21 protein-coding genes and 3 pseudogenes are annotated in these 25,839 nt (G+C 63.5%); 12 read left to right on the plus strand and 12 right to left on the minus strand.

What is annotated here, in order from left to right:
- The first annotated feature begins 137 nt into the window (after window positions 1-137).
- Together J5474_RS23250 and J5474_RS23255 are read left to right on the plus strand one after the other, a co-directional pair.
- The gene (locus J5474_RS23250; RefSeq protein ID WP_425342877.1) at window positions 138-374 is read left to right on the plus strand and encodes a transposase; all 237 of its coding nucleotides are present in this window, start codon (window positions 138-140) and stop codon (window positions 372-374) included.
- Window positions 314-484 (plus strand): transposase, encoded by a 171-nt coding sequence (locus tag J5474_RS23255; RefSeq protein WP_425342878.1) that lies wholly within the window; start codon window positions 314-316, stop codon window positions 482-484. Before J5474_RS23250 ends, J5474_RS23255 begins: the two co-directional genes overlap by 61 nt.
- 236 nt (window positions 485-720) lie before the next feature.
- Here the strand turns inward: J5474_RS23255 and J5474_RS08285 are convergent.
- Window positions 721-1,682 (minus strand): annotated as a pseudogene (locus J5474_RS08285) (IS5 family transposase).
- A gap of 70 nt (window positions 1,683-1,752) precedes the next feature.
- Here J5474_RS08285 and J5474_RS08290 point away from each other — a divergent pair.
- Window positions 1,753-2,077: pseudogene (locus J5474_RS08290) on the plus strand (transposase); the annotation flags it as partial.
- 124 nt (window positions 2,078-2,201) lie between these two features.
- Here J5474_RS08290 and J5474_RS08295 read toward each other — a convergent pair.
- A complete protein-coding gene (locus J5474_RS08295) occupies window positions 2,202-10,652 on the minus strand; it encodes a VCBS domain-containing protein (RefSeq protein WP_209360371.1) in 8,451 nt (2,816 codons plus the stop codon).
- 378 nt (window positions 10,653-11,030) lie between these two features.
- Window positions 11,031-11,341: pseudogene (locus tag J5474_RS08300) on the minus strand (transposase family protein); the annotation flags it as partial.
- Window positions 11,342-11,655: 314 nt separating this feature from the next.
- Between J5474_RS08300 and J5474_RS08305 the strand changes: the two are divergent.
- The 3 genes from J5474_RS08305 (at window position 11,656) to J5474_RS08315 (ending at window position 12,998) form a co-directional block, all read left to right on the plus strand.
- Window positions 11,656-11,862, plus strand: coding sequence for a cold-shock protein (locus J5474_RS08305; protein WP_209360372.1), 207 nt, complete (start codon window positions 11,656-11,658; stop codon window positions 11,860-11,862).
- A gap of 286 nt (window positions 11,863-12,148) precedes the next feature.
- The gene (locus J5474_RS08310; protein WP_209360374.1) at window positions 12,149-12,355 is read left to right on the plus strand and encodes a cold-shock protein; all 207 of its coding nucleotides are present in this window, start codon (window positions 12,149-12,151) and stop codon (window positions 12,353-12,355) included.
- 205 nt (window positions 12,356-12,560) lie between these two features.
- On the plus strand, window positions 12,561-12,998 hold the full coding sequence (locus J5474_RS08315; RefSeq protein ID WP_209360376.1) for an RbsD/FucU family protein: 438 nt from the start codon (window positions 12,561-12,563) through the stop codon (window positions 12,996-12,998).
- 159 nt (window positions 12,999-13,157) lie between these two features.
- On the opposite strand, the gene ureG is transcribed toward J5474_RS08315, so the two are convergent.
- From ureG to J5474_RS08360, 9 genes are all read right to left on the minus strand, one after another.
- Complete coding sequence (ureG, locus tag J5474_RS08320; RefSeq protein WP_209360717.1) at window positions 13,158-13,760, minus strand: urease accessory protein UreG; 603 nt, start codon at window positions 13,758-13,760, stop codon at window positions 13,158-13,160.
- A 5-nt stretch (window positions 13,761-13,765) separates the two neighbouring features.
- Window positions 13,766-14,407: an urease accessory protein UreF gene (locus tag J5474_RS08325; protein ID WP_209360378.1), complete on the minus strand. Its 642-nt coding sequence runs from the start codon at window positions 14,405-14,407 to the stop codon at window positions 13,766-13,768.
- Window positions 14,397-14,864: an urease accessory protein UreE gene (locus tag J5474_RS08330; protein ID WP_209360380.1), complete on the minus strand. Its 468-nt coding sequence runs from the start codon at window positions 14,862-14,864 to the stop codon at window positions 14,397-14,399. Before J5474_RS08330 ends, J5474_RS08325 begins: the two co-directional genes overlap by 11 nt.
- A gap of 249 nt (window positions 14,865-15,113) precedes the next feature.
- Window positions 15,114-16,838: an urease subunit alpha gene (gene ureC, locus J5474_RS08335; RefSeq protein WP_209360382.1), complete on the minus strand. Its 1,725-nt coding sequence runs from the start codon at window positions 16,836-16,838 to the stop codon at window positions 15,114-15,116.
- Between the two features lie 13 nt (window positions 16,839-16,851).
- Complete coding sequence (locus J5474_RS08340; RefSeq protein ID WP_209360383.1) at window positions 16,852-17,175, minus strand: antifreeze protein; 324 nt, start codon at window positions 17,173-17,175, stop codon at window positions 16,852-16,854.
- Window positions 17,172-17,477 carry an urease subunit beta gene (locus J5474_RS08345; RefSeq protein WP_209360385.1) on the minus strand — a complete coding sequence of 102 codons (306 nt, stop codon included), beginning with the start codon at window positions 17,475-17,477 and terminating at the stop codon, window positions 17,172-17,174. The genes J5474_RS08340 and J5474_RS08345 overlap by 4 nt, the downstream gene beginning before the upstream one ends.
- Window positions 17,474-17,635 carry a hypothetical protein gene (locus J5474_RS08350; protein ID WP_209360387.1) on the minus strand — a complete coding sequence of 54 codons (162 nt, stop codon included), beginning with the start codon at window positions 17,633-17,635 and terminating at the stop codon, window positions 17,474-17,476. Before J5474_RS08350 ends, J5474_RS08345 begins: the two co-directional genes overlap by 4 nt.
- Before the next feature lie 59 nt (window positions 17,636-17,694).
- Window positions 17,695-17,997, minus strand: coding sequence for an urease subunit gamma (locus J5474_RS08355; RefSeq protein ID WP_209360389.1), 303 nt, complete (start codon window positions 17,995-17,997; stop codon window positions 17,695-17,697).
- Between the two features lie 3 nt (window positions 17,998-18,000).
- Entirely contained in the window at window positions 18,001-18,816 is an 816-nt protein-coding gene (locus J5474_RS08360) for an urease accessory protein UreD (RefSeq protein ID WP_245216352.1), read from the minus strand.
- A gap of 401 nt (window positions 18,817-19,217) precedes the next feature.
- On the opposite strand from J5474_RS08360, the gene urtA reads away from it, so the two are divergent.
- The 6 genes from urtA (at window position 19,218) to urtE (ending at window position 25,818) form a co-directional block, all read left to right on the plus strand.
- Window positions 19,218-20,504, plus strand: a complete 1,287-nt coding sequence (gene urtA / locus J5474_RS08365) for an urea ABC transporter substrate-binding protein (protein ID WP_209360391.1) — start codon at window positions 19,218-19,220, stop codon at window positions 20,502-20,504.
- Between the two features lie 159 nt (window positions 20,505-20,663).
- Window positions 20,664-22,619 (plus strand): urea ABC transporter permease subunit UrtB, encoded by a 1,956-nt coding sequence (gene urtB, locus J5474_RS08370; protein WP_209360392.1) that lies wholly within the window; start codon window positions 20,664-20,666, stop codon window positions 22,617-22,619.
- 3 nt (window positions 22,620-22,622) lie between these two features.
- Complete coding sequence (locus tag J5474_RS08375; protein WP_209360394.1) at window positions 22,623-23,123, plus strand: GNAT family N-acetyltransferase; 501 nt, start codon at window positions 22,623-22,625, stop codon at window positions 23,121-23,123.
- Window positions 23,120-24,301: an urea ABC transporter permease subunit UrtC gene (gene urtC, locus J5474_RS08380; RefSeq protein ID WP_209360395.1), complete on the plus strand. Its 1,182-nt coding sequence runs from the start codon at window positions 23,120-23,122 to the stop codon at window positions 24,299-24,301. The genes J5474_RS08375 and urtC overlap by 4 nt, the downstream gene beginning before the upstream one ends.
- Window positions 24,298-25,038, plus strand: a complete 741-nt coding sequence (gene urtD, locus J5474_RS08385; RefSeq protein ID WP_209360397.1) for an urea ABC transporter ATP-binding protein UrtD — start codon at window positions 24,298-24,300, stop codon at window positions 25,036-25,038. Before urtC ends, urtD begins: the two co-directional genes overlap by 4 nt.
- Window positions 25,039-25,119: 81 nt before the next feature.
- On the plus strand, window positions 25,120-25,818 hold the full coding sequence (urtE, locus tag J5474_RS08390) for an urea ABC transporter ATP-binding subunit UrtE (RefSeq protein ID WP_209360398.1): 699 nt from the start codon (window positions 25,120-25,122) through the stop codon (window positions 25,816-25,818).
- The last annotated feature ends 21 nt before the right edge of the window (window positions 25,819-25,839 follow it).

Genomic DNA, 25,839 nt, shown 5'->3' on the forward strand with positions numbered 1-25,839 from the left:
ATCATGCCCCCTGTGTTTGGGAGCTTGAATCATGCAGCCCGTGGAGCCTCAAGCACGTTTATGGGTCCTGACCCTAATGGACCAGAAACTGGCCGGCCTATAACGATGCGCCTAAGCGCCGTGGCTCGTGAACTGCAATCTGGTTTGACCCTGAGATGATCTGGGAGGCCGCGCCAACAGGTCGGCGTGGCCGCCAGCAGACCTACACCAACGCAGCCATCCAGACATGCCTTTCCATGAAATTGCTGTTCGGCATGGCATTGAGGCAGACGACGGGCTTCCTCGAAAGTTTACTGGGACTGGTTGGCCTGGTCTGGTCTGGACGGTGCCGGATTTCCGCACGCTGTCGCGCCGCCAGAAAACCCTCGTCGTGAACATACCCTATCGCGGCCAGGGTCCCCTGCACCTGTTGATCCCTTCCGTGACATCACTGCGTGATGCACTACCGGGCAGTGGACAGCACTGGCATCAAGGTCGAGGGTGAGGGCGAGTGGCACGCGCGCAAGCATGGCGGACCCAAACGGCGCGTCTGGCGCAAATCCATCTCGGGACAGACGAGCGAACGCTGGAAGTCCGAGCCATCGAAATCACCGGCAACCATATCGGCGACGGTGAGCGATGCAGCGCCACCGGTTCGAGCGCCTACGATACGCGCAAACGCCACGAGGCATTGTTGCGCAACTCACGCCTGAGGCATGATGGCCCCTTTCCCCGTCGGCGTCATGCCACGCGGACGATCTCGGCGGTGCCGAGCGCGTTGAAGCGATTGATAAGGGCGACCCGGATGTGGATTTCGGCGGTTTGGCGATCGGGATCCCGCGCGGAGATGCGCTCGCCGTAAGCCTTCAAGCAACGCATCTTGGCCTCCACGCGGCTGCGGGCGTGGTATCCGGTCCACCGCTTCCAAAATGCCCTGCCATAGTGTCGGGTAGCGCGCAGGGTTTCGTTTCGGGTGATTGCAGCTTGGCAGTCCGCTTTCCACAGGCGCCCATTCTTGCGGATCGGTATGATCGGATTGGCCCGGCGGTCAATAACGGCGGTGTAGCAACGGCGCGTGTCATAGGCGCCGTCAGCAGTCACGGTACTGATTTCCTCGCCGCCGGGGATCTGTTTGAGCAGATCCGGCAGCACGGGGCTGTCACCATCTTTGCTGGAGGTAAATTCCACAGCGCAGATGTCAGACGTGGCTGTGTCCATGGTTAAATGCACCTTACGCCACTGGCGTCGGCCTTGAATGCCATGCTTGCGCGCTTGCCATTCGCCGTCCCCGAGAAACTTGATCCCGGTGCAGTCCACTGCCCGGCAGTGATGTCACGAGAGGGGACGAGCAGGTTCAACGGCCCATGGGCGCGTCGGTAGGGGATCTGAACCGCCAGTTTTTTCTGCCGTCGGCACAGGGTCGTATAGTCCGGCACAGCCCAGTCCAGACCCGCCATCTTCAGCATGCTCGCCACCCTTCCTGTCGTCTGCCGGAGCGGCAACTTGAACAGAACCTTGATGGTCAGACAGAACTGGATCGCGGCATCCGAGAACAGCGCAAGACGACCGGGGCTGCCGTCATGCGGCGCGAGCCAAGTCATCTCCTTGTCCAACCAGATCAGCAGCGACCCGCGCTCGCGAAGCGCCGCTGTGTAGCTGGACCAGTTCGTAGTGCGGTAGCGGGCGGGTAATGGCTTTCTCATGCGGTCCGCCTAACCGCATCAATTCACGATGTGAATCCTCGATGGTCAGAGTTGTGTAACAACGCCACGCCACGACACCATCGCCGACCGAGGTGCGCATCTCGTCATCCCACCGTGCAAGAACACCAAGCCCTGGAAACAATCGACCGCGGGTGCAATTGCGCGCAACGTGGCGCTCCGCGCGTCGAAATACCTCGGTCCTGCCATCTGGCGAAACTGGAGCGGATACCACCGCCGAAGCCGCGTCGAGAGGAAGACGCATTGAATCCAAACTGCTGAACCAGCGCCTGATGGCGCGGGACATCGACCGACAGGTTGCAGAGGTTCAGGTCCGTATCGACGGCATGAACCGCTACTCCGCGCCTGGAATACCCGTCACAGAGGCCGTGGGATAAGACCGTCCGGGGAAAGGGGAAGTCCGCTCAGCAACGCCTTTGTGCAACAGGGTCCGGGCGATGGTCAGCTTGCACAGCAAATGGCGGCAGACCTGCCCGGTAAATGAAAACAATGGATCCTGTCCTAGGCGAAGTAATCGTAATTCAGCGCATTCAGCAGGAACTGTTCGTTGCCGTCGAGACCGTTGGCGGCTGAGTATTGCTGGTCCTGCCAGTCAAATCCGGCCGCAAGAACCGATCCTGTACCGTAATCCGCGCCGACGATCACAGTCTCTCCGGTGGGGCGTGTTGCCAGGATTTCGTAGCCGGCGTCGAGTCCTGAGAAGGTCTGGAAGAATTCCGTCGCCCCGCCCTGTGAGTAGCCCCCCCCGGCGATGCCATCGGACAGGCCCGCGTCGAGCCCCGCCTGCGTGAACACGATGGAGTCGGTGCCGACGTGATCGTAGACCGTGACCTCGCCCGTCAGCATGCCGGCCCCGGTATCGTCCGGACTGGAGGCACTCGCCCCCGGTGCGCCGCCGTCGAACACCCAGTCGGCCGCCGCCCACTCGGTGATCAGCAGCCCGCCGTCGGCGACCCAGTCCGTAAGCGCCTGATTGCCGTTGGCTCGGATCAGAATCGCGACATCAACCCCCTGAAGATCCGCCGCCGTAACGGACGCCGCTGCTGAGAGCCAGGTCGAGGAATGACCGTTGTCGTTGAGGAAGGTGTTGATCGCGCTGTTGTAGCCGATGGTGACGATATTGAAAGACGCCGGGCCGTCAGACACGCCCGCGATACCGACCTGCACCGTGCCGGTCTCCACCCCCCCGTTGCCGTCGGAGACGGTGTAGGTGAAGCTGTCGCTTGCCGCGTCGCCGGTGTCGAGTGCCTCGAACTGGCCCGAAGGATCGTAAGTCAGCGTACCGTCGCCGTTGTCCGTCACCGTGCCGAGGCTGCCGCTGTCGTCAAACCCCACGAAGCTGATCGTGTTGCCCTCCGCATCGGTGTCGTTGCCAAGAAGATCGGCGATCTGGATGACCACGGAGGTGTCCTCGTCGGTGGCCGCCAGGTCGGTCACGGCCACGGGGCCATCATTACGCCCGGTGACGGTGACGGTGATCGTCTCCACTCCGGAGACAGCGCCGTAGCGGTCGGTGGCTTGTACCGTGAGGGAGACCGCGCGGGTCTCGCCCGTGCCGAGATCCTGGAATCCGTTGCCCGGATCGAAGGTCAGCGTCGTGCCGGAAATCGATGCGGAGCCTTCGGCTGGTCCGGTGACGATGGTATAGCTGAGCGTGCTGCCGTCGTCGTCGCTGTCCACATCATCGCCGAGCGATGCAAGATCCAGCGTCCGCGCGCCATCGTCCTCTTCGGCTGCCAGTACTCCGGCACCGAGTGTCGGCGCGTCGTTTTCGCCGAACACGGTAATCGAAGCCGTGGCCGTGTCAGAGCCTCCATTGCCGTCCGTCACAACGAAGTCGAAGGTGTCGATCCGCTCTTCGCCCTCCGCCAGATCGTCATTGGCACCGCGCGCATCGTAGGTGACGTTGCCGTCCGCTTCGAGTGTCACAGCGGCCCCCTGAGTGCTGGTGGCGACGGAGAACAGGCTCGGCGCGCCGCCATCCACATCCGTCACTCCGGCGAGGAAGTCCGCCCCATCGAAAGTATAGACGGTTTCCTCGGAGAGACCGGCGCGTGTGATCCCGGCGTAGCCGATCTCCATCGTCGCGCCAATGTACCGCCCCCCGGAGGCGTCATAAGACCCGACCCGGAAATCGAGGGTAAACTCTCCCGCCTGGCCCAGCGCGACATCGACCTGCTGGGTGCCTGTCGCGCCGGTGAAGGGCGTCTGGTAATTGAACACAGTCTGGACGATCTGCCCCGTGCTCGCATCCCGGATATAGGCAGAACCGATCGCCTGATCGCCGCCGGACCTGAGGTTATAGGTGAAGCTGACCGTATCGCCCGCCGCGCCCGTGAAGGCGTCGCTGACAATCCGCGTGCCATAGCCCGTGCCGTAGGAACTGGTGTTGCCCGCCATCGTCAGCACCGCCACCGCATCGTCCCCGCCAAGGAGCCCACCGCTTCGGTCAATATACGCCGTTGCGCTTCCGGAGTAGTTTGTCAGGGTATTGTCCACCGTCCAGCCGGTGAAGTCCGGCGTCGCGTCGAAGCCGCCGTTGCCGAGGAAGTTGGCCTCGAGCGTGACGTCCTGTGCATCGGGCCCGTCGTTCGCCCCGTCGATGGTCAGCACCACCTCGGTGCTGCTTGCCTTGCCCAGCTGGTCGGTCGCCACCACCTGGAAGGTCTGGGTCAGCTCGGCGCCCGCCTGCAGGGCCTCGACCACCGCGGTCCCCTGGTTGAGCGTGTAGCTCCAGGCGCCCGTGGTCTCGTCCACGTCGAAGGTGCCGATGGCGTTCGACGCATCCCCCGAAAAGCTCACCACATCGCCGTCATCCACGTCGCTGGCGACGATCTGCCCCGAGGCGGTGGAAAGACCGGCGGTGGTGATGGCGCCCGAGGCCTCGGCGCCCTCTTCCTGAAGCGTGGCAGTGAGGTCGCTGCTGTCCCCGTCGATCACCGGGGCGTCGTTGGCGCCCTCGACCGTGACGGTGACCGTCGCCGGGTCCGAGACCGCGCCGTGGCGGTCCGTGGTGGTGTAGGTAAAGCTCACCTCTTCGGTCTCGCCCTCGGGCAGCGCGGCAAAGGCGCCGTCGGCGTCGAAGCTGAAGGTGCCGTCGCCATTGTTGGTGACCGTGCCTTTCGCCGGGCCGGTCACGATGGTGTAGGTCAGCGTGGTCGCGTCATCGTCGGAATCCACGTCGTCGCCGTCAAAGCTGCCCGTCACCTGTCCGCCGCTGCCGGCGCTTCCCTGGAACGTACTGTCGCCAAGGATTTCTACGTCCCAGGCATTGACGGGGCTGTCCGACAGGGGCCGCGAGACGAAGTCGACCGCTCCGTCGCCGTTCGTATCGCCGTCATTCAGATAGACCCGCGCCCCGGCAGAGTTGTTTCCGGCAACCACGACATCCACGTCGCCATCGAAATCGATGTCGCCGACCGCCAGGCCGTAACTGCTTGAACTCGAACCGTAGAGCTGTGGCGCGGCAAATTCGATCTGGCCGTCGCCGTTGGTATCGCCGAGCCCGCGGATCACGGCGAACCCGTTTTGGTTATCCACCGAGATGATGTCGAGGATGCCGTCCCCGTCGATGTCGGCCACTTCGCTTTCGAGGTTGTACCCGGAGGTTGGCAACTCCACGGTGGTGAAGACGGGGGCGCCGCTGCCGTCGTTACCCTGGTTGAGATAGACCACCTCGTTCTGGTTGTTCCAGCGGGACAGGACGAAATCCATGTCGCCATCCCCGTCGAGGTCGGCAGGAATGACACCGAGGCTGCTCTCGTCGTAGGCGTCTTCAAGCGCCACGTCGCGGAATTCCAGGACCCCGTCACCATTCGTATCGCCCAGGTTGAGAGAAATGACCGTCGGGCCGCTGCTCCAGCTTGCCCCGAGCACGTCGATCCGCCCGTCGCCGTTCATGTCGGCCATGGCGATGCCATAACTGGACCCGGTCGTGGCGCTGCTCCGGCTGTGTACGGAGAAATCATCCGCACGGCCGTTTCCGTTCAGGTCGCCCTGGTTGACGAACCAATGCATGGTCGCGCCCGAATAGGCCGCCGCATCGAGGTCGCCGTCGCCGTCGAGATCGCCGAGCGCCACGTCGTAGGTGCCAAAGCCGGACCCCAGGGCGGAGCCATGGAAATCGTCGTCTCCGTCGCCATCCGCGTCCCCCACGTTGGTCAGCACGTACAGGGGATAGCTGCCGTTCTGGAAAGCAAGGACGATGTCGATATCGCCGTCCCCGTCGATGTCACCGCTGTCGATCCCGTAGGAGGTTCCCGCCGGGGTCACCGGGGTGGAATTCGAGGCGCCGCTGTCGGCATAGCCATCACCGTCCGTATCGGCCGTGCCGAACAGGACCTTCATCGTCCCGCCATTGGCCGCGAAGGCCATCCCCATGACCGATCCGGTTCCGCCGCCCGTGGACCCGCCGAGCGAGGTCGTCACAGCCAGATCTCCAGCCGTCGGGTCATCGTTCTCGCCGGTCACCGTCACTTCCGCCGTGGCCGTGGCCGTTGCGCCCTGCGCGTCACTCACGGTGTAGCCGATGGTGGCGGTGGCTGTCTCGTCCAGCGCCAGCCCGTCAAAGTCCTGGCCCGGATCAAAAAAGACCTGTGCTCCGTCCGTCGTGACGCTGCCTCCGCCGCTCAGCGTGGCCCCGGTGACCGTCAGAGTGTCGCCTGTGTCCACGTCGGTATCGTTCGTCAGCACGTCGATCGCGATGGCGGCGTGTTCGGTCGTCGTCGCGACGTCCGCCTGGGCGACAGGCGTATCATTCGTGCCGGTCACGGTGATCGTCAGAGTGCTGGCAGCGCTAGCTCCCTTTTCGTCGGTGACCACGTAGGGGATCGTCAGAACCAGCGGTTCACCCTCGGCAAGCACGTCGTAAGACGGATGCGTCGGATCGAAGCTCCACCCGCCGTCGCTGGCAAAGCTGAATCCGTCAGGCGGCGTCCCGCCGGCGGCCAGAGCGAAGCTCAGCACCGCACCGGTGTCGGGATCGCTGTCATTGTCTCCGACATTTCCGAAAATTGTCGCGCCATCCTCGACGGCCGCCGCACTATCCGCCACTGCGGTGGGCGTGGTGTTGATGCCCACGATGGTCACGGTCAGCTGCTGAGCGACCACGGCACCATAGGCGTCGGCCACTTCCACCGTGAAGCTTTCGGAGATCTCGTCGCCAAGCGGCAGGCTGTAGACCGCCGCGAGCGACTGGTCCGCAATGTAGCTGTAGCTGCCATCCGCTGCCACCACGAGTTGCCCGAACTGGCCGGTCACCGGGTTCCCGGCGGGCATGCCTCCGGCACTGACCACCTGCAGCCCGTCATTGGCGTCGACATCGCTGTCATTGGCCAGGACGTTGCCGGTGATTGTGACGTCGGCGTTCTCCCGGCCCGAGTCGTCGGTCAGCTCCGGCGCATCATTGGTGCCGGTCAGGGTGAAGCTCACCACGTCCGAAGCGCTGGCGCCCTCCGGGTCGGTGGCGGTCACCGTGTAGGACCAGGTGATCGTCTCGCCCTCGGCCAGGAAGTCGAGGTCGAGGCCCGCAGTGGCATAGCTCCACGCAGTGTTGCCGGGCGCCGCCGCGCCGCTGGTGCCGGTCGCAAAGCCTGCCACGAGCGCCGCCGCGAGGCCCGCGGGCAGCGTGCCGCCAGACCAGGCGATGTCACCGTTCGCCGCGAAGCTCACGTCGAGCGTGTCGGTGGCGTCGAGGTCGTCGAAACTCACCACGCCGCTGTCCGACAAGTCCTGCGCCGAGGCATCCGCACCTTCGGTGAAGCCCGCCGCCGCCGTCGCCGCGACCGTCGGCGCGTCGTTGGTGCCATTGATCGTGATGGTTACATCCTGCGCCGCAAAGGCGCCTTCGTCGTCGGTCACGGTAATGGTGAACACCGCCGTGACCTGTTCGCCCGCCCCGAGGAAGTCGAGATCCGCCTCCGCGATGGCATAATCCCAGTTCACCACGCCGTCGTTGGTGTTGCCCGCCATGGCAGTGATCGAGAATGCGGCCTCGATTGCCGCCTGTCGCGCCGCCGTCATGGCAAGATTGCCGCCGCCCTGCGCCGTGGCCGTGACGGAAGCCACGGCGTGCGTCGCACTGGGACGGTCCGTCAGATCGAGGTCGGTGAAGGTGATGGTTCCGGCGTCGTTCAGCACGGCTCCCTCGGTGATATCACCCGCGACATCGACCGGTTGAACCGTCACGCCATCGTTGCTGCCAGTGACGCTCAGTGTAACAGTCGCGACGGCGCTGTCGAAGTCTGCGTCCGTGACGCGGTAGGTGAAAGCCTCGGTCGTGCTTTCCCCTGCGCCGAGGTAGTCGAAATCGCCGAGCGGATCGAAGCTGTACGTACCGTCCGCGTTGAAGGTCAGGCTACCCCGTGCCACGTCGTCCACGAGTTCGACGCTGCGGATCAGGTCAGGCACGCTGTCGTTGACGAGAACATCGCCGGAGGCGAAGCCGTTCTCGTCCAGCGTCGCGGCGTCATCGCCCAGCGTCACCGGCGCGTCGGCAGGGTCGATCGGCACGCCATCAAGGAGGACCGTCAACGCTTCGAAGCGTACCACCGTCAGGTCGAACGCGGTAAAGGCAAAGGGCGCGGGGTCGCCACTCGCCAGATGCGCGAGATAGGCGGCGATATCCGTCTGGACCTCGGGGCGGAACCAGTCATCCCGCGTCATGTCGAGCCGCAACGTATCGTGATCCGCGCCGCCGTCATAGAAGTCCTGCGCGCCGAGATTGGCCGTGGTCACGTAGATGCCCAGATCTTCTCCGGCACCGAGATCCAGCTGGTCGTTGCCCGTGTCACCTCTGACGCTGTCATCGCCACCCTGGCCAAAGATCGTGTCGTCACCCGCACCGCCGGTGATCGTGTCGCCCGCGCCGGTAACCTGGTCCACCATCGCGACGCCCGCGTCGAAGAGGATATCCGTCACCCAGATACCCGAGGAAGCCCACCCGTCCTGCGTGTGCTCCAGTTGAATTCGCGCAACGGGGCCCGCGATACGGACCTGCAGGTTGTATGTGTCAGACGAGGTTGCGCCGTACCCGCCTTGACTATCGGCCGTGTCGTCGATGCCGTCGCCAGTGCTATCGGAGATCGCCAGTCCACTGCCGCCCGTCAGCGCAGCCTCGACGGGATTTCCAGCAGCATCGAAAGCCAGCACACGGACCACGCCATCGCCATCTATGTCATTGACATTAAATGCGATATTGGAAACCTCCTCGGAGAAAGTCCAATCGAAGGTGCCTCGGCCACTTTGGCCGTTGGTTTCGGATTCCAGCGCCCCCTTGTCCTTTGCGGCGAGCGGGCCATCCGACAGACCGTCGGTGTTCAGCCGGGTGCGGCCATCCATGGACGATTTGTGACGTCCGTCATCGGCGGTGCGCGCATAGGTTACAGTTATCCCCTCGATCTCCTGCACCAGCGTGCCGTCCAAGTCGCGCGACGATAGGCCCTGCCAGCTGAACACCGCACTCTCGGGGGTGATGACCCCGGTGTCGCCGTAGATCAGGTCGTCGCCGTCCGCGCCATCGATGAGATCAGCGCCTGGCTCCAGTGGCACGCCAGCGTCGAAGGCGATGTCGGTTACCTTGATCTCGGAGTCGTGGCGTCCGTCCTGGGTATGAAGCAGCTCGATGCGCGCCACCGGGCCGTCGACCTGAACCTGCAGGTTATAGTCCCCCGAGGAGGGCGACGCGTAACCGCCCTGGCTGTCAGCGGTATCCGAAATGCCGTCGGCATCGCTGTCCGTCACGGTCAGCCGCGCGCCGCCGGTGAGCGTCACTTCAACCGGGTTGCCCGCCGCGTCATAGGCTCGCACCTCAACCACGCCGTCCCCGTCCAGATCATTCACGTTGAACTGGACCTTGGTGACCTCCTCGGAGAAGACCCATTCGAAGGCGCCGCGCCCGTCGCCCGCATAATTACGCGATTCCAGAGCGCCGCGGTTGTCCACATCGAGTCCGTCTGCGGAGATCCCGTCCAGATTGAGACGCGAATGGCGATCCATCGCGCTCGCGTGCCACCGGTTGTCCTCCGTACGGGCGTAAGTCACCGTCACGGACCCCGTGTCCTGCGTAAAGGTGCCATCCACATCCCGCGAGGAAGCGGCGTCCCAGCGAAATACTTCGCGCGGAACCGTCAGCCCGGCGCTGTCGCCCAGGATGACGTCGTCTCCGTCGGTGATCACGTCGCGCTGGCCATCCGTGTAGCCAAGCCCCATGACCTCGTCCCCGCCGAGCCCATCCACCACGCCATCGCGCTGGTCCGGTTCGTAACCGAAATCCAGATTCGTCACACGACTGCCCGGGGTTACGCTCAGCATCGCGCTCAGGCCGGTCGACTGATCCGCGTCGCTGTCAATGCGGTATCCGCCCTGGTCGCGCTCCACCAGCGGTCCAGTGTTCACGTCCGTCGGGACCTCTATGCGATAGTCGCCCGTGGGCAAGGTGAAACTATAGTTTCCCTGCGCGTCCGTGATCGTCTGAGCCACCACTGCCCCCGACAGATCGCGCGCGACGACAACCACGCCCTCGATCCCTTCCTCGAGACCAGGGCAATGCCCTCCCCCATCGCGCAGTTGCGTGGCGTCCCCATCGGAATCGACAAAGAGTGTGCCGGTAATCTCTCCTTCGTCCCTGACGAAATCGGTCTTGTACCGGCTGGCCTGCATCCCGCTCACGCTAGCGTCGCGTAGTTCAATCAGTTCGATCATCGCTATCGGCTTGGCTGCGAGCGCCACCTGATCGGTGTTATGGCGGGTTTCCGATGCGAGGTAGGTGTTGCCGTCAGTGTCCTGAAAAATGTTCGCGGAGTGCAATTCGGCGGTGGAGCCGTCCGTGTAAGTGATGGTTGCACGGTAGATGGCCACCGCATCGAAAACCTGTGGTGCACTCCCGTCTATGCTGAAGGCCTCTCGCTCGCGGCTCTGGTCATAGGAGTGGCCGACCCGGCCGACGGCAGACATTTCGGCGACGTCCTTCCAGAGGGGGACATCCAGACTTCCGAAGGTCAATCCGACTAATGCGTCGGCGTTTTCCGCAATTCTGTTCCCTTCAACGGAATCAATTACAGTTTGCGCACCAAGCGCAATGACAGAAAAATCTCTGGCCATATCGGCACCTCCGTTTGCGGAGAGCAGCCGAGCCCCAACCCTAAACTGACAGTCGATATTTGATTATCGGCTTTAATCCCACTCACGTCTCAAGCACGCAAATAGGTCAAAAAATAAATAGAGCTGAATCGTGCTACTCAATGTCCCAAGAAATACATTTGTATTGTCAACTACCACTAGGAAGCTAGCGAAGTGGATAGTCCATGTCACGAAGATTCTTAGGGTCAGGACTCATAGCCAGGAGATGACCGTGGCGGCGCGAGCGATAGCCGAGAGGAAGATCTTTGGGCATCTGTCGTATCGCATGGCTACCCGCCGCCGGTCCCAGAGTCTGCCGGGCAGTGCATTGCGAAGCCATGTGACGAAAGGGGCGGTTGCGCCGTTTTGGCGGCGCTTGTCATACTTCACCGGCGTCTTCCGCTGCTTCCGTCCCGGATGCAGGTCGGTCCGCCATTGCCGGCGCTCCTCGAAAGTCGCCGACCTCTCCAGCAACCACGAACATGCGCAGCGGCACCCCAGGCATTGCAGATCGCGTGGAGTTTTCGAAGGGCCTCCATCTGCCCGCACGGCCAGAACGGTCGCTCATAGCGCAAGTCTCCGCCGCGCCCGCATCACACATGTGCATAAAATGTTGAGAGATCCTGAGCCCAGCCGTGGCACAGCCCGCGCTGCCCCGCCCGCAAATAACGTCAACACCTTCCCCCTTGCGCCGACTCACCAAACCTGTCACACGGGGCAGGCTACAGTTACCCAGATCGTCTACCTGTCTCCCTTACCCGGCGACAGAGCATCGATTTTGCTCTGACCTACGCCGACCCGCAGCACTTCCGCGTGCGGACACACAAGGAGACACACGATGGCCACTGGCACCGTGAAATGGTTCAACACCACCAAAGGCTACGGCTTCATTCAACCCGACGCAGGCGGCAAGGACGTGTTCGTGCACATCTCTGCGGTCGAGCGCTCTGGCCTGACCGGTCTCGCAGACAACCAAAAGGTTGAGTACGAGATCCAGACCGGCCGTGACGGCAAGGAATCCGCAGGCAACATCGAGCTCGTCTGAGACTCTGTCGGGCGCACGCCCACCTCGCATTTTCGGGTGGTCCGATACGTCGGTCCACCCCTGCTCCCAAAGCGGAGCCAAGGCGCATCAGCGCCCGCGCACGTTCAAGACAACGTTAACGCAAACCATCTTGCTACGAATCAGCGAATTCGCGATAAGATGATCCTGCTAAAGTTACCACTATCGCCTTCCTGTCTGCCTACCCGGCGACGGAGCAACCGATACTGCTCTGACCTACGCCGGGCCGCTGCAATTCCGCGAGCGGCAAAAGACAGGAGCGCCCACGATGGCCACTGGCACCGTGAAATGGTTCAACACCACCAAAGGCTACGGCTTCATTCAACCCGACGCAGGCGGCAAGGACGTGTTCGTGCACATCTCTGCGGTCGAACGCTCTGGTTTGACCGGCCTGGCTGATAACCAGAAGGTCAGCTACGAACTACGCGAAGGTCGGGACGGCAAGCTGTCCGCCTCGGAACTCGAACTGCTCTAAACCGCAGATCACACCGGAAAATTCTGGACTGGGGCCCCTAAGGGCCCCTTTTTAATGCCTGGCCGTCAGAGGTTTCCAATCCGCCGACCCAGCGCCCAAACTGGGCAGGACACATCATGAGACATGGAAAATGCGGCCGCCGTCAGGGCACCCTGCGGAGGATTAGTGCTTGCCTCGCTTCCAGCCAGCGCGTTCAAATATATCCATGCTCAGAAACATTCCGCCGATCCTCTCGCCTGACATCCTTCACAGCCTGCGCGCCATGGGCCACGGCGACGTTATCGCCATCGTGGACGCAAATTTCCCCGCCTATTCCGTGGATTGCGCCCGCGTTCACCGGCTGGACGGCATCCCGGCGACCGCCGTGCTGGAGGCCGTCCTGACGCTCATGCCGCTCGATACATTCATCCCTGACCCCGCCTGCACCATGCAGGTGGTGGGCGATCCGCAAATCATTCCGAAGATTGTCGCAGAATTTCAATATGTTATTGACCGCATCAGCGACAACCCGGCAAAAATTACCAGTGAAGAAAGATTCGCTTTCTATGAACGGGCAAAAAGTAGCTTTGCCGTGATTCAAACCGGTGAAACAAGGCTTTACGGCAATATCCTGCTGACAAAGGGCATCATTCCGCCCGACTGAGGGCATTCGGGAATTCCCCACTGGCGGAACCATGGCGGCGAGCATTAGTTGACCTCATGAAGGAGGTGCCAGAATGGCTCGCAAAGCATCGAAACCCCGCCCGACACAACCCGGCGAAAAATCGACCAAAACATGGAAGTTTACGGATTGGGCCGCGCTCTAGAGACCGGCAAGATCCTGAATCACCGAGACAATGTCGTCCGCCCCCACGCCCTCTCGCAGTTTGGCGAAGAGGAAGGGACGCCCCCCACGCACCCGTGACGCGTCGCGCTCCATCACCTCGAGAGAGGCCCCGACGTGAGGGGCGAGATCGGTCTTGTTGATGACCAGCAGGTCCGACCGCCTGATCGCTGGCCCGCCCTTGCGGGGGATCTCCTCTCCGGCGGCAACATCAATGACATAAATCGTCAGATCAGCCAGTTCCGGAGAGAATGTCGCCGACAGGTTATCCCCGCCCGATTCGATCAGTACGACCTCCACCTCCGGGTGTCGCTCCACCATCTCCGCCACTGCTGCGAGGTTGATGGAGGCATCTTCCCGAATCGCGGTATGGGGGCAGCCGCCAGTTTCGACTCCAATAATCCGGTCCATCGGGAGAATTTGCATGCGCATCAACGCCTCGGCATCCTCCTGCGTGTAAATGTCGTTGGTAATGATCCCGATAGAATACCGGTCCTTCAGGCGCTCTGCGAGACGCGCGGTCAATGTCGTTTTCCCGGCGCCAACCGGCCCGCCGATTCCGATCCTGAGCGGTCCGTTCATTTTCGTCACGATTGAAACACCCTTGATTCCATTATCTCATGCCGCATTGCGGCGATATCCGACGCATAAGCGTTTGAGTAGACGTCCGTTTCGTCACACAATACGGCTCGCGCCGCGATCTCTGCACATAGTGGCGAGAGCCCCGCCACGATGGCTTGTGCAGCAGTTTGGCCCAACGGCATCAACCGTTGTCCGGCCGCCACAAGATTGGTGACCAGCCCCTGAAGGTAAAGCGCGATTACCGCCTCGACGTCCAGGGACAAAACCCTCGCGGCCTCCCCCAACGCCACCGGCAGCACGCATGCCTGCAGCTCCACTGTCCATATATCCGATGTGATCCGGGCAAAGGCTGCCCCCTGTTGCCGTGTCTCACGCAACCGCTCGGAAGACGCGGCAAAGGCCTCTGCCAAGGCCTCGACCTCCGTCAGCGGCCGCTCACCCCGCGCCGCGACTGCGATCCAGACCGCGTCGCCCCAGCCCGAACCTGTTTCCAGAACCGACCGGAGCCATGCCTCCAACCCTCGGGAATCGTGCACTTGCCCGTCGGCGCAGGCGGCTTCCAGTCCATGGGAAAAGGCAAAGGCCCCCAGGGGATAGGCGGGCGACAGCCATTGTGTGAGGATCAGCAGACGGAGATCAATGGGCATGCGCCGTCGCACCGTGTTCGTGGCTGTGCGTACGCCCGTGACCATAGGCCCCGCCCTCCGGTGTGAAGGGACGCTCCGATTCTGTGATCGCAGCGCCCAGGTGCTCCAACATGTGGCGAATAACCGGATCGCGACGGATCACGAGGTGGTCACCGCAGACCTGACAGGGTGTATGCCGATTGCCGATGTGCCACGCCAACCGTGGCAGGACGCCGCGCACTTCCAGCACCTCTTCAGGGGCCGCCCGGACTGCCACACGGCGCCCGTCGCCCAGCTCCAGCGCGTCACCGTCCTCTAGCGAGGTGGTCTTTTCCAGATCTACGACAAAGGCCAGCCCTGCCTTTGTCTCCAGCCGCTTGCGCCGCAGGAACCGCCCCTCGTAATCGAGCACCACCGCATCCATTTCCGCCTCGGCCCCGCCGGGCAGCAGCACCTGTGCCACCTCAAGATTACTCATTCCCATACCTCGATGTTGCCAAATCCATAGATGTTCGGCGCCTCCCGCCTTCTAGCCGCCGCCGGTGGGTCGACCGGGTTGACCACCAGACAACCCGATTCATGCCGCGAACGTGATCTTCCGAGCAGTATTCCCGCTCGACCTCCGTCCCAGCCAACTGGAAGCAATCACGCCCCGGTATGGGCAGAACCCGCCGCATAGCCATACCCGTCATTCCGTAACTTCATGTCCCCCGCTAGCCAGACGACGTCAGAACATGAAATAGCGCTGCGCCATGGGGAGTTCGTTGGCCGGTTCGCAGGTCAGCAATTCGCCGTCCGCCCGGACCTCGTAGGTTTCCGGGTTGACCTCGATCTGCGGCAGGGCGTCGTTCAGCCGGAGGTCGGCCTTGCCGATACCGCGGGTATTCTTCACCGCCACGGTTTGCTTCGCGAGGCCCAGCCGCGCGCGAACTCCCTCTGCCTGCGCCGCCTCCGAGACGAAAACCACGGCCGAGTTCTCCACACTGCGGCCATAGGCGCCGAACATCGGGCGCGAGTAGACCGGCTGTGGCGTCGGGATAGAGGCGTTGGGGTCACCCATCTGCGCCATGGCGATGGTGCCTGCAATCAGCACCATTTCCGGCTTAACGCCGAAGAACGCCGGGTTCCAAAGCACCAGATCGGCGCGCTTCCCCACCTCGATGGACCCGATTTCTTGCGAGAGCCCATGCGCAATGGCCGGGTTGATCGTGTATTTCGCGATGTAGCGTCGCACGCGGAAGTTGTCGTTGTCACCCACCTCCTCGGCCAGCCTGCCGCGCTGTTTCTTCATCTTGTCGGCGGTCTGCCAAGTGCGGATCAGAACCTCGCCTACGCGCCCCATCGCCTGACTGTCCGAGGCGATGATCGAAAACGCCCCCATGTCATGCAGGATATCCTCTGCGGCGATGGTCTCCCGCCGGATGCGGGATTCGGCAAAGGCCACGTCCTCGGGGATAGATTTATCAAGGTGATGGCAGACCATGAGCATGTCGAGATGCTCTTCGATGGTATTCACCGTGAAGGGCCGCGTCGGGTTGGTCGAGGACGGCAGGACAAAGCTTTCGCCGCAGATCTTGATGATGTCGGGGGCATGGCCGCCGCCCGCGCCCTCGGTGTGGAAGGCATGGATCGTCCGGCCCTTCATCGCCGCCACGGTGTTCTCGACAAAGCCGCTCTCGTTCAGCGTGTCGGTGTGGATCATCACCTGCACGTCCCAGGCATCCGCCACCGAAAGGCAGCAGTCGATGGCGGCGGGGGTGGTGCCCCAGTCTTCGTGCAGTTTCAGCGCACAGGCACCCGCCTTGATCTGTTCTTCCAGAGCCGCCGGCAGGGAGGCATTCCCCTTCCCCGCAAAGGCCAGATTCATCGGGAAGGCGTCCGCAGCCTGCAACATTCGCCCGATGTGCCAGGGGCCCGGCGTGCAGGTGGTGGCCAGTGTGCCATGTGCAGGCCCGGTGCCGCCGCCCAGCATGGTCGTCAGTCCGGAATGCAGCGCGTCCTCTATCTGCTGCGGGCAGATGAAGTGGATGTGGCTGTCGAAGCCCCCCGCCGTCAAGATGCGCCCCTCGCCCGCGATAGCCTCCGTCCCCGGCCCCACGACGATGTCGACGCCGGGCTGCGTGTCCGGGTTGCCCGCCTTGCCGATGGCCGCGATGCGCCCATCCCGCAGCCCCACGTCGGCCTTGTAAACGCCGGTCCAGTCGACAATCAGCGCGTTGGTGATCACCGTGTCGACGGCACCCTCGGCACGTGTGGCCTGGGCTTGCCCCATGCCGTCGCGGATCACCTTGCCGCCGCCGAACTTCACCTCCTCGCCGTAGCCGCCCGCCGCCTCTGCGGTCAGGTCGCGCTCGACCTCGATGATGAGGTCCGTGTCGGCCAGCCGCAGCCGGTCGCCGGTGGTGGGGCCGAACATGGCGGCATAATCGGAGCGCCGGATGCGTGCGGGCATGTGGGGGTCCTCTTCAGTGTTTCTTGAGCCCGCGGCTGGCCAGCCTGCGGGAATTGAATCGCGTGGCGCTGCGAAACGGCACCATGGCGGCCGAGGCGATGTCGGTCGGTGCCTTGCCGCGCAACATGGCCTCGGCGGCGTTGCCGTGCGCCCGCGTCATGGCGCGGCCTTTTTCGTCAACCATCTGCCATGCCTCTGTCGGCGGGATCGACCAGACCCCGGCGAACCCCATGAGCCGCATGGACATCACGCTCACCGCTTCCGCTGCCATGATCGCAACAGTTACGTTCAGGCTCACCAGTCCGGCCAGATAGTCCCAGTGGTTCACAGGTTTCACAGCGCACCCATGACCTTCTGGTTGAAGCCATAGACCTTTCGCGATCCGGACAGCGGGATCAGCGATACCTCACGCCGTTGCCCCGGTTCGAAGCGGACGGCCGTCCCGGCGGCGATATCAAGCCGCAGACCCCGCGCCGCCCCCCGGTCGAAATCCAGCGCCGGGTTTGTCTCTGCAAAATGGTAGTGGCTACCCACCTGCACCGGTCGGTCTCCGGTGTTGGCGACCATCAGCACGGTGATTTCGCGGCCCGGGTTCAGCTCCAGATCGCCCTCGGCCGGGATCAGTTCGCCGGGGATCATCGCTGTCTCCACGCGACCAGACCCGCCAGCGCCACCAGCACTCCGGCAAACGCCATCCAGCCCTCGGCACCATGGGGCTGCATATGCGCGCCCGCCTCGTGTGCCACGGCCTGCCCCGCGAGTGTCAGCCCGCCAAGGGCCAGAGTAACCGTCTTCATCGGGAAACCTTCCTGCTTCTTCTTGGTCCAAATACTCTCTGCGACGCCCGCAATGGGCGTCACCGGATGGGGTTGTGCACCGTCACAAGCTTCGTCCCGTCGGGAAAGGTCGCTTCTACCTGCACCTCGTGGATCATCTCCGAAATGCCTTCCATGCATTGCTCGCGCGTGACCACTTCGGCCCCCGCCATCATCAGGTCCGCCACGGAGCGCCCGTCACGCGCGCCCTCCACCACCGTGTCGGTAATCAGCGCGATTGCCTCCGGGTGGTTCAGCTTCACACCGCGCGCCAGCCGCTTGCGCGCGACCTCGGCGGCCATGGCCACCAGAAGCTTGTCCTTTTCGCGGGGGGTCAGGTTCATGTCTTACAGTCTCCAGGAAATCGGCAGCCCCTCGCCGGTCCGGTCTTCGCAAAGCCGGTCCAGCGCAGGCAAGAGGGTCTGGCGCAGGGCATAACCGTCACAGGCCAGCACCCGCGCCACCAGAACGTCCGGGCGCACCAGAGAAGCGCCCCCGGTCTCGGGCAGGAGCGCGCGCAGAGGGCGAAGCAGCCCCTCCGCCTCCGGTCCGACATACACGATGCAGGCCATCGCGCCCGCGCCCCCGCCCACCGCTGCCCGCGTCATCTGTGCCTGAAGGTCGCCCTCCATGCGCAGCGCGTCGAAATACAACGGAGCGCCGCCGCGCCAGATCTCGATCCGGTCGCGAAAACCGACGTCCCGCAGCACCTCGCCCATGGCGTGGCGACCGAAGATCACCGGCTCAACCAGCAGCATCCGCGCATCTGCCGCGAGGTCCGCGCGCAGCATGCGCTGCAAACGTGCGCCTTCGAACAGGATCAGTTCCTGCGGCAGCCAGTCGAACCGTGCGCCGGTCGCTGCCTCCAGCCGCGTTTCCACCCGCGCCCAACCGGACGCGGAGCGATAGGCGCGCTCGGCGGCCTGCGTGGTCAGCACCAGCCGCGACCCGGCCCCCGCCGTTCCGTGCAGCGATAACCTGTCGCCGCCGGTCAACCCGCCGGAAGTGTTGATGACAATGGCCTCCACGCCGTCGCGGCGGCGTGGGAACAGCGCCTTCATACAACCCTGCGTGCGAAACCCGTCGATCGCCGAGACCGTGCCGCGCGCCTTCGAGGAGAGCATCAGCGCCCCCATGGCACGCGGCTGGGCCGCGGCGGTCATCTCTGGTCTCTGGTGTAAAGTCACGCCTGTCCCCGTTGTCGTCCTGCCCAATTCCTAGACGTCCGTCGTCGGAGCGAACAACGATTCCCGGCAATTTCGGCCGAAATCGCGCTCAATTGCTCTTTAAATAGGCATATCGAGAAATTTACGCCCAATCTTTGGTCAAACACGGCAGGTGCGGGATTGCGCCCCTGCATCCGTTTGACCCGACGCCAGTCTCGGGACCGTGATGTGCCTGCCCGTCACGAAGCGTCGTCCGATGAACGACCCTCACGGGTGTGTGACGACCCCTCCGACCTCGACATCTTCGGGGCCGCCACACGGGATGCAACATAAGCTGCGGAGGAGGATCTATGCGCTTGTCAATTGTCTGGCAACAGCCCCTCCGCGAGGAGACAGCAATGACCCGATTCACCAAACTGCTCACCGGCGCTGCCACTGTCGCCCTTATGGCGGGCGCCGCGTCTGCCGAATGCGAGAAACCGATCAAGGTCGGCGTGCTGCACTCGCTGTCGGGCACCATGGCGATTTCCGAAACCACGCTGAAGGACACCATGGAAATGCTGGTGGCCGCGCAGAACGAAAAGGGCGGCCTGCTGGATTGCCAACTGGAGGCCGTCGTGGTCGACCCGGCCTCCGACTGGCCGCTGTTTGCAGAGAAGGCCCGCGAACTGCTGACCGTACATGAGGTCGACGTGATCTTTGGCAACTGGACATCGGTTTCACGCAAATCGGTTCTGCCGGTGATCGAGGAACTCAACGGCCTCCTGTTCTACCCCGTGCAGTACGAAGGCGAAGAGTCGTCGAAAAACGTCTTCTATACCGGCGCCGCGCCGAACCAGCAGGCGATCCCGGCGGTGGATTACTTCCTCGAAGAACTGGGCGTCGAAAAGTTCGCCCTGCTCGGCACCGACTATGTCTATCCGCGCACTACGAACAACATTCTGGAATCCTACCTGCAATCGAAGGGCATCGCGTCCGAGGACATCTTTGTGAACTACACGCCCTTTGGCCATTCCGACTGGGCGACCATCGTGTCGGACGTCGTGGCGCTGGGCGAAGACGGCAAGCAAGTCGGCGTGATCAGCACGATCAACGGCGACGCCAACATCGGGTTCTACAAGGAACTGGCGGCGGCCGGCGTTTCGGCTGACGACATTCCCGTCGTGGCCTTCTCGGTCGGCGAAGAAGAGCTGTCCGGCCTGGACACCTCGAACCTGGTCGGGCATCTGGCCGCGTGGAACTACTTCATGTCCGCCGACACCCCTGCCAACGCAGAGTTCATCGAACAGTGGCACGCCTTCATCGGTGACGACAAGCGCGTGACCAACGATCCCATGGAAGCGCATTACATCGGATTCAACATGTGGGTGAACGCCGTGACCGAGGCGGGCACCACCGATGTGGACGCCGTGCGCTCGGCGATGTGGGGTCAGGAATACCCGAACCTGACTGGCGGCACCGCCGTGATGGGTGTGAACCACCATCTGTCCAAGCCGGTCCTGATCGGTGAGATCCGCGCCGACGGGCAGTTCGACATCATCTCCTCGACCGATCCGGTTCCGGGCGATGCATGGACCGACTATCTGCCCGAATCCGCGGTGCTCGAGTCGGATTGGAAAGACCTGCAGTGCGGCATGTACAACACCGAGACCAAGAGCTGCGTGCAGATCAAGTCGAACTACTGACCCTTCCCGGCGGGCGGGGTTCGAGCCCTGTCCGCCGCGATGCCACCCTGCAGGGCGGGGCCGATGGCCCATCAGCACCGCATTCGCCCTGCCGGGTGATTGCCGACGCCTTACACCGCCCTGCACGCGACGACCTCTTTTCCACATACGGGCCCAGCCATGTTCCGAACCCTTCTCGCGGTTCTCCTTCTCTTTCTCGGATCGCCCTTCGCGGCCTCGGCCCAGAACAGCGCCGGGGGCGGTGACGGGAACGGTGACCTGCAAACGATCCTGCAGGCGCATCAATCCCTGATTGCCAAACCCTCCCGCTCCACTGTGGGGCCTGCGCTCGACGCGCTGAAAACCTCCGGCCTGCCCGGTGTGCCCGCCTTTCTGGAGGACTGGCAGGCCAAGAATGTCTGGTTCGATGACACGGGCCTGTTCTACGTGGTCCGGAATAAGCAGGTGACCGACGTCACCACCCGCGAACCGCTGGGCCTCGACCTCGCGGCGCTGTCGCAGGTGAAGCCCAACGGCGGCGTGCGCAAGGCCATCGCCGAGGCATTGGTGGACTTCCAGCTTTCCGATCCCGACATCGCCCGCCGCCGCGATGCCTTGAACGCCATCGCGCGCAATCTCGATCCATCGCAGGCTGGCCCGCTCGCGGCCTCCATTGACGGTGAACCCGATGCGGGCCTGAAGCTGCGCAAGGAACGCCTGCTGAACTACCTGACCGCCCGCTACGGTCAGTCCGAGAAGGACCGCGTCGCAGCCGTCCGCGACCTCGCGGGCGACCTTTCGGTCGATGGCCGCGCCGTGCTCAGCCAGATCCTCGCCACGAAAGCCCGCATTGCGCAGACCATCCCCGAGGATGCAAACCTCGCGCGGGTGCTGAAGCCCGGCACCGACCTCGCACCCGAAGCCGCCTATGCCATGATCGCCGAGGAAGCCGACCTGCCCCCGATCCTGACCCCCGCCGCGCTGAAGACCGCGCTGGAAACGCAGGTGCAGGACGGCAGGATCGCCGACGTGTCGATCAACGCGCTTGATACCGCTGAAATACGCGAGGCCACCTATGACCGCCTCGCCGCCGCCGGGCAGTTGCCGCCCCGCGCCACCCCCGGCGACATCGCGGCAACGCTCGCCGCCTACACCATCTTCGAAACCTACAACGAACCCTCCGCCGACATCACCGACGCCGCGCGCGCCACACAGGAGGCAGTGAATTCCCGCGTCGGCGCCAGCCAGGCCGCCGACCTCGCGCTCGATGCCATTTCACTGGCTTCCATCTACTTCCTCGCCGCCATCGGGCTTGCCATCACCTTTGGGGTGATGGGCGTGATCAACATGGCGCATGGCGAGTTCATCATGATGGGTGCCTATACCGGTTATGTCGTGCAGCAGGTGGTCCCGAATTACACCGTGTCGCTGATCGTCGCCCTTCCGCTGGCCTTTGCCGTCACCTTCGCCGCGGGCGTCGCGATGGAGCGCCTGGTCATCCGCCATCTCTACACCCGCCCGCTGGAAACGCTTCTGGCGACTTTCGGCATTTCCATTGCGCTGCAACAACTGGCCAAGAACATCTTCGGCACGCAGGCGCGTCCGCTGACGTCGCCGGGCTGGCTGGATGGCGCGTGGCAGATCAACGAGGTCATCGCCATCAGCTACATCCGCATTGCTATCTTTGTTCTGGCGCTCCTGTTTCTCGCGCTGCTGCTGTTCATCCTGAAACGCACACGTCTCGGGCTCGAAGTCCGCGCCGTGACGCAAAACCCCCGCATGGCGGCATCGATGGGGATCAACCCGGACAAGATCAAGATGATGACCTTCGGCCTCGGGTCCGGCATCGCGGGGATCGCGGGCGTGGCCATCGGGCTATATGCCAAGGTCACCTCCGAGATGGGCGCCGACTATATCGTGCAGAGCTTCATGACCGTGGTCGTGGGCGGTGTCGGCAACGTCTGGGGCACGCTGGCGGGCGCGACCATGATCGGCACCCTGCAAAAGGGCATCGAGTGGCTGAACCCCTCGAACACGCTGGCGGCGCAGACCTACATGATCCTCTTCATCATCCTGTTCATCCAGTTCCGGCCAAAGGGTATTGTCGCCCTCAAAGGCCGCGCAGCCGGAGACTGAGCCATGCATCTCGACATCATTCCCGCCCCCTTTCCCGCCTTCGAAGCATTGGTGGACACCCACGTGGCATTTTGTGACGGCACCGCGCCGGTCGAAAGCTGCCACCGCCTGCCGGTCTCTGCGCTGTTCGCGCCGGAGATCACCGTCTGGGGTGCCTTCGAAGACGGGGCGCTCATCGGCATTGGCGCGTTGAAGCAACTCTCCGCCGCCGACGGAGAGATCAAATCCATGCACACCCTGGCCACAGCGCGCGGCAAGGGTGCGGCAAGGGCGATCCTGTGCGCCATCATCGACACCGCCCGCCAGCGCGGCCTGACCGCGCTGTGGCTGGAAACCGGCGTCCACCCGGATTTCGCCGCCGCCCGCGCGCTCTACGCGGCGCATGAGTTTGTCGAGACCGTCCCCTTTGGCGATTACGTGCCAGACCCGCACAGCACCTTCATGACACTGGATCTGCGCGCCGCCGTCCCGGACGCCGAAACCGCCACGGAGACCCCGGCATGAACCGCTCCTTCCTCGCTCGCAACCCGTCGATCCTGTGGTTTCTCGCGCTCCTCGGTCTTTTCACCCTCGTCGTGACCGTATTGTCCGAAGGCCTCGGCGTCGGGATGATCTCCACCTCCTTCGTCAAGACTCTGGGCAAGACGCTGTGCCTTTGCCTGATCGCCGTCGCTATGGACGTGGTCTGGGGCTACTGCGGCATTCTCAGCCTTGGGCATTTCGCCTTCTTCGGGATCGGCGGATACGCCATCGGCATGTGGTTGATGTACGCCCGGACCGAAACCATTGTCGAACGCAGCCTGGCCAACCAGGTCATCCCCCCCACCCCGCAAGAAGTTTCCGACGCCATCGCATCGCAGATCTTCGGCGTGGTGGGGGCCTCCGAACTGCCGTCGCTCTGGGCCTTTGCCCACTCACTGCCGCTGCAACTCCTGATGGTCGTGCTGGTGCCCGGTCTGCTGGCGCTGGTCTTTGGCTGGCTGGCTTTCCGGTCGCGCGTCACCGGCGTCTATCTGTCGATCCTGACGCAGGCCATGACGCTGGCGCTCTCGCTCTACCTCTTCCAGAACGATAGCGGGCTGCGCGGCAACAACGGCTTGTCGGGCCTCCAGAACATCCCCGGCATGGGCGACGTTCCCCAAGGCGTGTTGTCCGTCTGGTTCCTCTGGGCCTCTGCGATGGCGCTTGCTGTGGGTTACGTGCTCTTCGCCTTCGTCACCTCCGGCAAGATGGGATCGGTGATCCGCGCGATCCGGGACGATGAAGCCCGCGTGCGTTTCCTCGGCTACCACGTCGAAAGCTACAAGCTCTTCGTCTTCACCCTCACAGCGATTGTCGCAGGAATCGCGGGCGCGCTCTACTACCCGCAGGCGGGCATCGTGAACCCGGCAGAAATCGCGCCGATCGCGTCGATCTACCTCGCTGTCTGGGTCGCAATCGGCGGGCGCGGGCGGCTCTACGGCGCGGTCATGGGCACCGTCTTCGTTACCCTGCTGTCGAGCTGGTTCACTGGCGGTGGCGCGCCCGATATCGACCTCGGTTTCTATCGCATCCAGTGGACCGACTGGTGGCTGGTGCTGCTGGGCCTGGCCTTTGTCGCGGTGACGCTTTTCGCCCCGCAGGGCCTCGGCGGGCTGGTCAACAAGCTGAAAGGCGCCCGTGCCAAGGAGGCAAAAGCATGAGCACCCTTCTCGAAATGTCTGGCGTTTCCGTTTCCTTCGACGGCTTCAAGGCGATCAACAACCTCTCGTTCCAGATCGGGGAGCCTGAGCTGCGCGCCATCATCGGGCCGAACGGCGCCGGGAAGACAACCTTCATGGACATCATCACCGGCAAGACGAAACCGGACGAAGGCCGCATCACATGGGGGGAGAAGAACATCTCCCTTCTTGGCAAATCCGAAAGCCAGATCGCCCGCGAAGGCATCGGCCGCAAGTTCCAGAAACCCACCGTCTTCGAGGCGCAGACCGTGCGCGAAAACCTCGCCATGGCGCTGAGGAACCCACGCGGTCCCTTCGACGTGCTCTTCTACAAGAAGACGCAGGAGGGCGCCGACCGCATCGAAGCCATAGCCGAACAGATCGGCCTGTCGGACGCCCTGCCTCGCCTCGCGGGCGAACTCAGCCACGGTCAGAAGCAATGGTTGGAAATCGGTATGCTGCTGGCGCAGGAACCGCGCCTGCTGCTGGTGGACGAACCCGCCGCCGGGATGACCCCTGCTGAGCGCGAAAAGACCACCGAGATGCTGGTGAACGCGGCAAAGACCCGCGCGGTCGTGGTCGTCGAGCATGACATGGAGTTCATCCGTCGCCTCGGCTGCCGCGTGACCGTGCTGTGCGAGGGCGCTGTGCTCGCCGAGGGCTCTATCGATCACGTGACCTCCGACCCGCAGGTGATCGACGTGTACCTCGGGCGCTGAAACCATGCCCCCCGTTTATCCGCCTTCCAAGTATTCAAAGGCCACGCCGCCCACGGGCGCGCGGCCAGACAGGACAGACCCATGCTCGCCATTCAGAACCTGACCCTGCACTACGGCCACAGCCAGATCCTGCACGACATCTCACTGACCGCGAAACCCGGGGCCGTGACCTGCCTGATGGGAACCAACGGCGTGGGCAAGACCTCCCTGCTGAAGGCGATTTCAGGAACGCATCCGCGTTCCGGCGGGACCATGCAGCTGGACGGCGCCGACGTGTCTGCCAACACGCCCGCACATGCGCGGGCTCGGGCGGGTGTCGGATATGTCCCGCAGGGTCGCGACATCTTTCCGTTGATGACCGTGCGAGAGAACCTTCAGACCGGCTATGCCTGCATACCGAAAGCGGACTGGACCATCCCCGACGAGGTCTTTGACCTGTTCCCGATCCTCAAGGACTTTTTGAACCGGCGCGGCGGTGACCTTTCGGGCGGCCAGCAACAGCAGCTTGCCATCGCGCGCGCCATGATCGCGCAACCGAAACTCCTGCTTCTCGACGAACCAACGGAGGGTATCCAGCCCAATATCATCAAGCAGATCGGCGAAGTCATTCGCTATCTGCGCTCGAAAGGCGACATGGCGATCATCCTCGTGGAGCAGTTCTTCGACTTCGCCTACGAACTGGGCGACCATTTCGTGGCACTCGAACGCGGCCGGGTCATCCACGACGCGCCAAAAGCACGGACCGCGCGCGAGGACCTGCTGGCCAAGGTGTCCGTCTGAGGGCCGCACCGGATCACGCCA

The sequence above is a fragment of the Sagittula salina genome (genome assembly GCF_017813235.1).
Lineage (GTDB): Bacteria > Pseudomonadota > Alphaproteobacteria > Rhodobacterales > Rhodobacteraceae > Sagittula > Sagittula salina.

Bases quoted from the DNA above. Each gene is read 5' to 3' on its own strand.
- J5474_RS08295 (WP_209360371.1), bottom strand. From the start codon at position 10,652: ATGTCTGCCGTCGGCCGGGTCGGCCACTCCTATGACCAGAGCCGCGAG.
- J5474_RS08305 (WP_209360372.1), top strand. From the start codon at position 11,656: ATGGCCACTGGCACCGTGAAATGGTTCAACACCACCAAAGGCTACGGC.
- J5474_RS08310 (WP_209360374.1), top strand. From the start codon at position 12,149: ATGGCCACTGGCACCGTGAAATGGTTCAACACCACCAAAGGCTACGGC.
- J5474_RS08315 (WP_209360376.1), top strand. From the start codon at position 12,561: ATGCTCAGAAACATTCCGCCGATCCTCTCGCCTGACATCCTTCACAGC.
- ureG (WP_209360717.1), bottom strand. From the start codon at position 13,760: ATGAACGGACCGCTCAGGATCGGAATCGGCGGGCCGGTTGGCGCCGGG.
- J5474_RS08325 (WP_209360378.1), bottom strand. From the start codon at position 14,407: ATGCCCATTGATCTCCGTCTGCTGATCCTCACACAATGGCTGTCGCCC.
- J5474_RS08330 (WP_209360380.1), bottom strand. From the start codon at position 14,864: ATGAGTAATCTTGAGGTGGCACAGGTGCTGCTGCCCGGCGGGGCCGAG.
- ureC (WP_209360382.1), bottom strand. From the start codon at position 16,838: ATGCCCGCACGCATCCGGCGCTCCGATTATGCCGCCATGTTCGGCCCC.
- J5474_RS08345 (WP_209360385.1), bottom strand. From the start codon at position 17,477: ATGATCCCCGGCGAACTGATCCCGGCCGAGGGCGATCTGGAGCTGAAC.
- J5474_RS08350 (WP_209360387.1), bottom strand. From the start codon at position 17,635: ATGAAGACGGTTACTCTGGCCCTTGGCGGGCTGACACTCGCGGGGCAG.
- J5474_RS08355 (WP_209360389.1), bottom strand. From the start codon at position 17,997: ATGAACCTGACCCCCCGCGAAAAGGACAAGCTTCTGGTGGCCATGGCC.
- J5474_RS08360 (WP_245216352.1), bottom strand. From the start codon at position 18,816: ATGACCGCCGCGGCCCAGCCGCGTGCCATGGGGGCGCTGATGCTCTCC.
- urtA (WP_209360391.1), top strand. From the start codon at position 19,218: ATGACCCGATTCACCAAACTGCTCACCGGCGCTGCCACTGTCGCCCTT.
- urtB (WP_209360392.1), top strand. From the start codon at position 20,664: ATGTTCCGAACCCTTCTCGCGGTTCTCCTTCTCTTTCTCGGATCGCCC.
- J5474_RS08375 (WP_209360394.1), top strand. From the start codon at position 22,623: ATGCATCTCGACATCATTCCCGCCCCCTTTCCCGCCTTCGAAGCATTG.
- urtC (WP_209360395.1), top strand. From the start codon at position 23,120: ATGAACCGCTCCTTCCTCGCTCGCAACCCGTCGATCCTGTGGTTTCTC.
- urtD (WP_209360397.1), top strand. From the start codon at position 24,298: ATGAGCACCCTTCTCGAAATGTCTGGCGTTTCCGTTTCCTTCGACGGC.
- urtE (WP_209360398.1), top strand. From the start codon at position 25,120: ATGCTCGCCATTCAGAACCTGACCCTGCACTACGGCCACAGCCAGATC.